General features: G+C 73.9%; 7 protein-coding genes and 1 pseudogene. 5 read left to right on the top strand and 3 right to left on the bottom strand.

Translation table 11 applies throughout. The features are described 5' to 3' along the window. From KME80_RS48350 to KME80_RS48340, 3 genes and pseudogenes are all read right to left on the bottom strand, one after another. Positions 1-581 (bottom strand): annotated as a pseudogene (locus tag KME80_RS48350) (hypothetical protein); the annotation flags it as partial. A 3-nt stretch (positions 582-584) separates the two neighbouring features. Next, the gene (locus KME80_RS48345; RefSeq protein WP_219519258.1) at positions 585-1223 is read right to left on the bottom strand and encodes a hypothetical protein; all 639 of its coding nucleotides are present in this window, start codon (positions 1221-1223) and stop codon (positions 585-587) included. After that, a complete protein-coding gene (locus KME80_RS48340; protein ID WP_219519256.1) occupies positions 1223-1879 on the bottom strand; it encodes a DUF4352 domain-containing protein in 657 nt (218 codons plus the stop codon). Before KME80_RS48340 ends, KME80_RS48345 begins: the two co-directional genes overlap by 1 nt. 139 nt (positions 1880-2018) lie before the next feature. On the opposite strand from KME80_RS48340, the gene KME80_RS48335 reads away from it, so the two are divergent. The 5 genes from KME80_RS48335 to KME80_RS48315 all read left to right on the top strand — a co-directional run. After that, a complete protein-coding gene (locus tag KME80_RS48335; RefSeq protein WP_219519253.1) occupies positions 2019-3956 on the top strand; it encodes a hypothetical protein in 1938 nt (645 codons plus the stop codon). 72 nt (positions 3957-4028) lie between these two features. Beyond that, entirely contained in the window at positions 4029-7004 is a 2976-nt protein-coding gene (locus KME80_RS48330) for an ATP-binding protein (RefSeq protein WP_219519251.1), read from the top strand. Between the two features lie 40 nt (positions 7005-7044). After that, a complete protein-coding gene (locus tag KME80_RS48325) occupies positions 7045-8274 on the top strand; it encodes a MurT ligase domain-containing protein (RefSeq protein WP_219519248.1) in 1230 nt (409 codons plus the stop codon). Next, a complete protein-coding gene (locus tag KME80_RS48320) occupies positions 8264-8977 on the top strand; it encodes a type 1 glutamine amidotransferase (RefSeq protein WP_219519238.1) in 714 nt (237 codons plus the stop codon). The genes KME80_RS48325 and KME80_RS48320 overlap by 11 nt, the downstream gene beginning before the upstream one ends. A gap of 55 nt (positions 8978-9032) precedes the next feature. Continuing rightward, positions 9033-9785, top strand: a 753-nt coding sequence (locus KME80_RS48315; protein ID WP_219519235.1) for a serine/threonine-protein kinase, incomplete at its 3' end; no start/stop codon positions are given.

Genomic DNA, 9785 nt, shown 5'->3' with positions numbered 1-9785 from the left:
GGCGCCGCGCCCGGCGGGGCGCCGCCCCCCGGCGGCTCGGCGTCGCCGGAGGCCGCCCCGGGCCGGGCCTGCGGGCCCTGCGCGTGGGCGCCGGGCGGGTGCGCGAGGCCGGGCGGCTGGGCCGCGCCGGGCGGGAGCGGGCCCGCGCTGGGAATCGCCGGGATCGGCTGCGTGGAGCTGGTGGACTCCCGGCGCATGGGCGGCCACACCTGCTGGTCCGGGTGCACGCCGACGCGCCGCTGCATCCCCGGGTACGGCTGCTGCCCCGGAGGCGCCCCGGGCCTGCCCTGACCTGGGGCCGGTGCGGCGTGACCGGGCGTGCCCTGGCCGGGGGGCACCGGCCTGGAACGGCGGCGCCGCCCGGGGAGCGGCTGGCCGCCCTGCGGCGCCCAGCCGGGGTACGGGGGACCGCCCTGGGGCGGGCCCTCCGGGTACGGCGGACCGCTCTGGGGCGGGCCCTCCGGGTACGGCGAGCCGCCCTGGGGCGGACCGCCCGGGTGCGGGGCGGCGGGGGGCCGGTCGTCGGGCCGGGCCGGGCGGCCGGGGGCCGGGGCGAACCAGTCGCGGTCGTCAGTGCTCATCGTCTACTTCTTCTCGCCCAGGTCGACAACGTCCGCGGGCGCGGAACTCAGCTTCTTGGCCGTCGCCGCGTCGATGCCCAGGTCGATCTGCGCCTCCGGCGGCATCGGCTCGACGTACAGCCCGGCGATCGGCAGCCGGAACACGACCTGCGCGCCTTCCAGCGCCGAGGCGGGCACCTCGAACACGAACCGCCCGGAGGTCGTCCAGCCCGGCTGGATCCACGGGTACGCCAGCGTCGCCATCTTGTCGACCTTGTCCGTGGCGGTGTACTTCTTGCCGTCGGCGGCGAGCAGCACGGCCGGGCCCAGGTGGAGGGGCTCCTTCGGCACGGTCGCCTCGGCCTCGACGACGAGGAACACCTGCTCGGCGGTCACCGCCTCGTCCTGGTTCCTGACGGTCCTGGCTGTGGTGACGTCGCGTACACGGACGGAGAAGCGCCCGGCGTCGACCATCTCGCCCTTGGCGCCCGCGTACGTGAGCGGGGCGCCCGTCTCCTCGACGGAGAGCCGCAGCGACTGGACGCCCACGGCGCCGGCGGCGAGGACGATCCCGGCCAGGGTGCTGAGCAGGACGGCGCCGGCGCCGCGGCGGCGCGGGGCCTGACGGCGGGAGCGGCGCGGGGCCACGGTCTGCGCGGTCATCAGGCGTCCTCACGCTTGACGGGCAGGGTGACCGTGGCGGCCACCTCGGTCGCTCCCGGCTTGCCCAGGAGGTCGTCCTCGCTCGGCAGGATCCAGCTGGTCTCGCCGGTGAGGGGGTTCTCGACGGACTCGTACACGCCGAGCTCGTAGGTGACCTCCGCGGGCGGCTCGGCGGCGGCGTCGAGCTCGTAGCGGGCGACCACGGTGACGGGGACGCCGGGGTGGAGCTGGGCGGACTCGGCGCCCTTGGAGGTGACGAACAGCCGGCCGCCGGACTTCGTCCTGATCTCGGGCGTCATCTTGAGCAGCGCGCCGCCGAAGCTGTAGCCGCTGCCCTTGTCGGTGGGCAGGTGGCCGACCGAGATGGTCTCGTCGGTCTTGTTGGTGACCTTGAAGAGCACGTCGAGGAAGCGCTTGTTCTCGGCGGACCCGATCTGCGCCCGCTGCAGCGTGACCTTCGACTCCACGAACTGGGTCTCGAACTGGCCCTGGTCGAAGCTGTGCCCGGTCTTGACCTTGGGCGGCGGGGCCTCGGGCGCCTCGTTGAGGCCGCCGAGCAGGGCGGTGACGCCGATGGCGGTGAGCGCCACCAGGGCCAGGGCGGGCACCGCTACCGGGCGTCTCGGCTTGTCGCTGCCGCCGGAGGGTTCCGTCATGGGTATGGATGGTAATAGGTCACACTCATCCCACTCACCCCAATGCGCCCATTGCGCTGGCCGAATTGCCGCGAACCCTGCCACAGCAGGGGTTGTAGCTTTTACGCTGTCATGACACAGGGCAGCCGGAGGGGGTCACGTGGCGGACGTGCATCCCGATCACGCACAGCTCCAGTCGGACCGCATCTATCTGGGCTGGCAGTACCTCCTGCTCCATCCCGATCCGGGCCCGCCGCCGAAGCGCCCCTCGCCCGCCGAGGAGGCGCCGGCCGCCGGTGACGGGCCGGACCCCGAGCTGCTGCGCCGCGAGCGGCTCCAGGAGGACATGCTCAACCGGCCGGTGCGGTTCGTGCGCATGTTCATGCTGGCGCTGACCGCGCTGCTGCTGGTGGTGGCCGTCGCCGGCTACCTGGACTGGTCGTTCGCGCTCCTCGGGATAGCGGCGGCCGGCGGTGTGGCGGCGATCTGCGCGTACGCGATCCTCCAGGGCGACCGGGCGGTGAAATACCGCGTGTCCGAGCAGCAGGCGCGGGCCGACCGGCAGCGTCAGGAGCGCGACCGGGAGCTGTTCCGCGCCCAGGAGGAGCACGCCCAGCGCTACCGGGAGTGGCAGGAGGTCAAGGAGCGCCACGACCGCCAGCTCAACTGGTACGCCGTGGCCGTCCCCGACGAGATCGACCGCGTCGACGTGGCGGGCGGCACGCTGCCCGGCTGGTCGGCGCTGATCACGCTGCTGGGCGCCACCCGCCTCTACAGCGGCGGTCACCTGACCGTGCTCGACCTGTCGGAGGGCGCGATCGCCAAGGACCTGATCGAGCTGGCCCGCAAGGGCGGCGACGATCCGCTGGTCTGGGTGCTGCCCGTCGACCTGCCCCGGCTCGACCTGGGCGCGACGCTCAAGCCGGAGGCGTTCGCCGACGTGCTGGCGCACGTGGTCAGCGTGAGCGAGGAGCACCGCACCACCCGCGACCTCAGCTTCGACAACGCGATCCTGGAGCGGGTGCTGGAGGTGCTCGGCGAGAACGCCACGATCAGCCAGGTCACGGCCGCGCTGCGGGCGCTCGCCCAGGTCGGCGACCCGCGCGACGACCTGCGGTTCGGCCTGATCACGGCGTCGCAGCTCGAGCGCATCGGCACGCTGTTCGGGCGGGGCGTCAGCGACCGGGTGGTGATCGAGCGCGCCTGGGCGCTGGAGTCGCAGTTACGCAAGCTGGAGACGCTCGGCACCCAGGCGGTGCGGCTGCCCCCGGCGAGGCTGCGGGTCGTCAGCATGGACCGCCAGGCGGGCGTCTTCGGCAACCGGGTGCTGGGCACGTACGTCGCGACGGCGCTCACGCACATCCTGCGCCAGTCGCCCGCCTCCGACCGGCCCTGGTATCACACGATCATCGTGGCGGGCGCGGACAAGCTCCGCGGCGACGTGCTCGACCGGCTCATGGACGCCTGCGAGACCTCCCGTACGGGGCTCGTGCTCACGTACCGGTCGCTGACCCCGACCGTGCGCGAGCGGCTGGGCCGGGGGCACGCGGCGGTGGCGTTCATGCGGCTCGGCAACGCCGAGGACGCCCGCGTCGCCAGCGAGCACGTCGGCACCGAGCACCGGCTGGAGCTGGCCCAGCTCACCGAGACGATCAGCGACTCGCTGCCGCGCCTGGACGGCGGCTACACCTCCACCATCGACCAGCTCGACGACGGCGGCCAGGAGCGCGCCGAGAGCCACGCCGACCTGGCCGAGGACATCACGGAGTCCACCGAGTGGGGCAGGACCGCCGACAAGATCTCCGAGACCGAGCGGGTGCTCCAGCGCTCGCGCGAGTTCCTCGTCGAACCGCACCAGCTCCAGCAGCTCCCCACCACGTCGGTGATCGTCACCGACGCCACCGCGCAGGGCCGGCGCGTCCGCCTGGCCGACGCCAACCCGGCCATCCTCACCTTCCCCAAGACGACGCTGGGCGAGCTGGAGGACGTCCGCGACGCCGTCCTCGGCGCCGGACACCAGGAGAACGGCGACGGCGAGCCGCCGCCGAATCTGGGCCCGCCCCCGCCGCGCCTGGACTGGCGCAAGGACAGGCAATGACATGGTCAATGCCGAGGTGCCGCGCTGGCGGGGGGCGGAGTTTTACTGAACGACCGTCTGTGGGGGGATGAAATGCAGCCGAGTGTGTCGCTGAGCGGGCCCTGGTACCGGATCCAGTCCATCGCAGCACCCTCGCGCAGCTCGTCGGCGGAGTGGGATTTCGTCACCGTGCTGCCCGCCGTGCTGTCGGCAGCCCAGCGGGACCGGCCGTTCGTCATCGGCTGGCTGTCGCGCGGCTCCGGCGCGCCGCTGGAACTGATCACCAACGCCGGGCCGCTGTCGCCGCCGCGCCAGCCGCGCCGCTCGCCCGACGCGCCCGGCCGGCCCGCCGGGCCGCAGCCGCTGCTCTTCCCGGGCGGCGCGCGCGGCGTCGAGCTCGACGAGGAGTACCTGGCCGACCTGGCCGACCTGGTGTGGACGCCGTGCCCGGGCCGCCAGGCGCCGCCGCTCGGCGGCCGGCGCGACTCCGCCGGGCTCGACCCGGACGAGCTGAAGCGGCCCACGCTGTTCGAGTCGACGCTGGTGACGCTCATGTCGCGGCCGTTCGCCTGGCTGGTCGTGGCCGAGCCGACCGACCTGCTCGACGCCGAGGTGGCCCACCTGCGCACCCAGCTCAACGTGCTCAGGCAGTACGGCGACGCCTCCGAGCGGTCCCGGTTCGACGCCGAGCGGGCCGAACGCCGGATGCAGGAGCTCGACGCCTTCCGCGAGGCCGGGCTGTGGAACGTACGGGTGCTGGCCGGGGCCGCCACCGCCGAGGAACTGGGCCAGATCGCGCCCGTCCTGGTCGGCTCGGTCGAGATGAGCCACCACCCGTACCGGCTGCGCAGCGCCCAGGGCTCGGTGCACGCGCTGCCCGAGGCGCTGGCCATCACCATGCAGGACCCCGCCGACGGCGCCGCCGCCCCCTTCGCGGCCACGGCGGGGGCGCTGGCGGCGCTCGCCGGGCTGCCCAGGCGGGAGGTGCCGGGCGTGCGGGTGCTCGACTCCGGGTTCTTCGACGTGACCTCCGAGGCGGGCGAGGGCGAGCTGGAGCTGGGCGAGATCCTCGACGGCCAGGACCGCGGCGTCGGCTCGTTCCGGGTGCCGCTGGCCACGCTCAACCGGCACGCCTTCGTCACCGGGGCGACCGGCTCGGGCAAGTCGCAGACGGTCAGGCACCTGCTGGAACAGCTCAGCCACGCCGGCATCCCGTGGCTCGCGATCGAGGCGGCCAAGTCCGAGTACGCGGCCATGGCCGGCCGGGTGGAGTCGATCGGCCCCGTCACGGTGATCAACCCGTCGGCGCCCGGCGGCGTGCCGTTCAGCATCAACCCGCTGGAGCCCGAGCCCGGCTACCCCGTCCAGGCGCACATCGACATGGTCAGGGCGCTGTTCATGGCCGCCTTCGACGCCGAGGAGCCGTTCCCGCAGATCATGTCGCTGGCCCTCCAGCGCGTCTACGAGGCCACCGGCTGGGACGTCGTCACCGGCGGCGCGGTGCCGGGCTCCAAGGTCCCGCCCAGCGTGCCGACACTCGAACAGCTCCAGCAGCACGCCATGGACGTGATCAAGGAGATCGGCTACGGCCGCGAGGTGCAGGCCGACGTAGAAGGCTTCATCTCGCTGCGGCTGCGCTCGCTGCGCGTCGGCTCGGCGGGCCGCTTCTTCGAGGGCGGCCACCCCGCCGACATCGGCGGCCTCATGCGCCGCAACGTCGTGCTCGCCATCGAGGACGTCGCCAACGACGAGGACAAGGCGTTCCTCATGGGCACGCTGATCATCCGCATCGTCGAGCACCTGCGGATGCGCGCCCGCCAGGAGAAGACCGCCGACCTGCGGCACGTCATCGTCATCGAGGAGGCGCACCGGCTGCTGCGCGACCGGGGCGCCGGCCGGGCCGCCACCCACGCCGTCGAGCTCCTGGCCGGCATGCTCGCCGAAATCAGGGCGTACGGCGAGGGCATCGTCGTGGCCGAGCAGATCCCCACCAAGCTCGTCCCCGACGTGGTCAAGAACACCGCGCTCAAGGTCGTGCACCGGCTGCCCGCCGAGGACGACCGCCGGCTCGTCGGCGCCGCCATGAACCTCAGCGACGAGCAGTCCCGCCACGTCGTGTCGCTGCCGCCGGGCGACGCCGCCGTGTTCGCCGACGGGATGGACCGGCCGCTGCGCGTCCGCGTGCCGCTCGGCGAGTCACGCGAGAAGCTGCTGGCGAGCCCACCGCCGCCGATCCGCGGACGCCGCTCGGCCGCCTGCGGCGCGCAGTGCCGCACCGGGCAGGCGTGCACGCTCGTCGAGCTGCGCGAGGCCGACGTGCTCGCCGACGCCCCCGACTGGGCGTGGCTGCGCATCTGGTGCGACACGGTCGTGCTCGCGTTCGTCAGCAACCGGCCGCTGCCCGGCGTCCCGCGCAGCCTTGCGGGCGCCTGGTCCGACCTGCCGGCCCGCCGCCGCGAGTGCCTGCTCGCCACCCTGGTCGAACGGGCCGTGCAGCGCCGCGCCTGGTCGCTGCGGAGCTGGTTCGACCCCGCCCTGCTCACCGAGAAGGCCGCCGAGACCGCCACCCGCCTGCTCGGCTCGCTCGAACCGGGCGGCGAGCGTCCCGGCGCGTCGTGGGTGATCCCGCAGGTGCGCTGGCTGCACGAGGTCGACAGGCTCTTCCCGTACGGCAGGCCCGCGCCCGACCTGCGCAGCCCCGCCCCGCCCCTGGAGTACGCGCTGTTCCGCCAGCAGGCCAACGGCAACGGCTCCGCCGACCTGATGCACGCCGAGCTGCTCGGCCACCGGGCCAAGGCACTGCGCCACCACCCGCTGTCGATGGAGGTCGCGCACAACAGGGCGCTGGCGTGGCGGGTCATCCTCGGTGACGACGAGGGCGACGGCGTCCAGCGCGACGTCAACTCGGTCGCCATCGGCGTCGAGGCGCCCGCCAGGCTCCGCCACGTCGGCCAGACGATGGGCGCCGGATGGCTGGAAGGCGTGCTGTCGTGGCCGCGCCGGTTCGTGCTGCCGTTCGAGGACGGCGGCGCCCCGGAGATCGCGTTCGTGGAGTCGGGCGGCGAGTAGGAGGGCCCGGGATGCCCCGGGCCGACTAGGATTCTTGTTCATGACCCAGCTTCCACTGCGGGCTCAGCTCGCGAGCGCTCTGGGCCGCAGTGCCGCGACGCTGTCCAGGATGACCGGGCGGGGTGACGGTTCGGTGATCGGCGGCAGGGTCGGCCTGATGCTCGAGCCCGACCTGCTCCGCCAGCTCGCCCGCGACCGCAAGCTGGCCCTGGTGAGCGCCACCAACGGCAAGACGACCACCACCCGGCTGATCACCTCCGCCCTGCTGGAGCTGGGCGAGGTGGCCACCAACGCCTATGGCGCCAACATGCCGGCGGGCCACGTCTCCGCGCTGTCGCAGCACAAGAGCGCCCCCTACGGCGTGCTGGAGGTGGACGAGAAATACCTGCCCGAGGTGCTCGACACCACCGGCGCGGGCGTCGTCTGCCTGATGAACCTCAGCCGCGACCAGATGGACCGCGCCGCCGAGATCTGGCTCCTGGCGCAGAAGTGGCGCAGGGCGCTGTCCGGCAAACCCACCCACGTCATCGCCAACTGCGACGACCCGCTCGTCACCTGGGGCGCCTCGACCGCCGCCAAGGTCACCTGGGTGGCCGGCGGCCAGCGCTGGAAGGAAGACTCCTGGAGCTGCCCCGAATGCGGCGGCCCGCTGGAGCGCAAGGGCGTCGACTGGGCCTGCCGCGAATGCACCTTCCACCGGCCGGAGCCGCAGTGGGTGCTCGACGACGACGCGGTCATCGACCCGCGCGGGCAGCGCTGGCTGCTCGACATCCAGCTCCCCGGCCTGGCCAACCGGTCCAACGCGGCGATGGCGCTGGCCGTCTCCGAGGCGTTCGGGCTGCCGGTCGAGCGGGCGCTGCCCCGGCTGCGCGAGGTCACCTCGGTCGCCGGCCGCTACACGACCGTCGAGCGCGACGGCCGCCACGCCCGGCTGCTGCTCGCCAAGAACCCGGCGGGCTGGCTGGAGGCGTTCGACGTCACCGACCCGAGCCTGCCGATCATCCTGTCCGTCAACGCCCAGGGCCCGGACGGGCGCGACACCTCCTGGCTGTGGGACGTCGACTACCGCATCCTGCGCGGCCGCCCGGTGTTCGTCACCGGCGAGCGGCGGCTCGACCTGGCGCTCCGGCTGGAGGTCGCCGACGTGCCGTTCGCGCTGTGCTCCTCCTTCTCCGAGGCGCTGGCCATGCAGCCGCCCGGCCGGGTCGACGTGATCGCCAACTACACCGCCTTCCAGCTGATCCGATCGGAGTTCGGCCGTGCCGTCTGACAGCGCCCTTCGCATCGTCTGGATCTACCCCGACCTGCTCAGCACCTATGGCGACCAGGGCAACGCGCTCGTCCTGGAGCACCGGGCGCAGCGCCGGGGCATCGAGACCGAGACGATCCACGTACGGTCCGCCGACCCCGTCCCCGAGACCGGCGACATCTACCTGATCGGCGGCGGTGAGGACCGGCCGCAGATCCTCGCGGCCGAACGCCTGCGCCGCGACGGCGGCCTGCACCGCGCCGTGGCCCGCGGCGCCGCCATGCTCGCCGTCTGCGCCGGCTACCAGATCATGGGCAGCACATTCGGCGGCGAGGAGGGCCAGCCGGTCGACGGCATCGGCCTGCTCGACATCTCCAGCGCCCGCGGCCCCGCCCGCGCCGTCGGCGAGCTCGTGGCCGAGGTCGACGCCGCGCTCGGCCTGCCCACGCTGACCGGCTTCGAGAACCACATGGGCGTCACCCGGCTCGGCCCCGGCGTCCGGCCGCTGTCCAAGACCGTCAAGGGCGTCGGCAACGGCGACGGCTTCGAGGGCTGCTACGCCGGTCACGTCATCGGCACCTACCTGCACGGCCCCGCCCTCGCCCGCAACCCCGCGCTGGCCGACCTGCTGCTGTCATGGCGCGTCGGCGAGCTCGCCCCGCTCGACGACACCCGCTACGAGCAGCTCCGCCAGGAGCGCCTGAGCACGGTCCTGGCCTCCTGACGGCGTGTCCGCTCCCCTGTGGCCGGGGGATCCGGCATCCGTAGGCGGTCACCGCTTGCTCGGCCGTCTTGGCGAAGGGGGCCAGGGTGTCGTCTACCTCGCCGAGACGGCCGCCGGGCAACGGGTCGCGATCAAGGTCTTACACCCGCTCGCCCCCACCGACGCCCACGCCCGCGAGCTGTTCCTGCGCGAGGTCGCCGCCGCCCGGCGCGTCGCCCAGTTCAGCACCGCGCGGGTGCTCGCCGCCGACCTCACCGGCGGACGCCCGTACATCGTCAGCGAGTACGTGCCCGGAGAGTCACTGCAACAGCTCGTCACCCGCGACGGGCCCCGCGAACCCGGCGCCGTCATCCGCATCGGCATCGGCACCGCCGCCGCGCTGTCGGCCATCCACCGCGCCGGCATCGTGCACCGCGACTTCAAACCGGGCAACGTCCTGCTCGGGCCCGACGGGCCCCGCGTCATCGACTTCGGCATCGCCCGCGTCCTCGACCAGACCTCCACCGCCGGCGGCCTCGTCGGGACGCCCTCGTACATGGCGCCTGAACTGTTCGCCGGCAGCCGCGCCACGGCGGCCTCCGACATGTGGGCCTGGGGCGCCACCCTCGCCTTCGCCGCCACCGGCCGCGCCGTCTTCGGCGACCACAGCCTCCCGGCCGTCATGCACCGCATCCTCACCGGCGCTCCCGACCTCACCGCCCTCCCCGCCGCCCTCCGGCCCCTCGTCGAAGCCTGCCTCGCCAAGGACCCCGCCGCCCGCCCCACCCCCGACGCCGCCCTCCGCCTCCTCGTCACAGCCACCCCCGAC

Origin of the sequence: Nonomuraea ceibae, assembly GCF_019396325.1 — a bacterium.
Lineage (GTDB): Bacteria > Actinomycetota > Actinomycetes > Streptosporangiales > Streptosporangiaceae > Nonomuraea > Nonomuraea ceibae.
The sequence above is the reverse complement of the archived record's forward strand: the minus strand, read 5'-3'. Positions and strand labels throughout refer to the sequence as shown.